Source organism: Pseudomonas sp. AC463 (assembly GCF_979253585.1).
In genome coordinates this window covers 1-247 of sequence record NZ_CEEDDZ010000994.1, presented here as the reverse complement: position 1 = coordinate 247, position 247 = coordinate 1, and the positions used below count along the sequence as shown (strand labels likewise).

Annotated in this window: 1 protein-coding gene; it reads right to left on the bottom strand. The window is 68.4% G+C overall.

Translation table 11 applies throughout. The features are described 5' to 3' along the window. A partial coding sequence (locus tag AC0IYH_RS33215; RefSeq protein ID WP_471838659.1) for a beta-galactosidase small subunit-related protein occupies positions 1–247 on the bottom strand: 247 nt, incomplete at both ends.

Sequence of the window (247 nt, the reverse complement as noted above, 5' to 3'; positions counted from 1 at the left end):
CCCCCATCTCGTGATCTACGACGATCTCCGCCCCCGCATCGGTCTTGCGCACCGCAACCGAGCGCACCTGACGCTCGTCGTTGAAGCCCTTCCACGGCCCGACCAGGGCGATGACGCCGTTGGCGGTGTCGTTGTCGGTTTCCGCGCGCCAGAAATGCGGCGCGCCGCCGGTCGCCAGCACCGTACCGCCGCGGGCATAGCCGTCGACCAGTCCGGTCTTGCGATCGATCGTCAGGCTTGCGTTGCC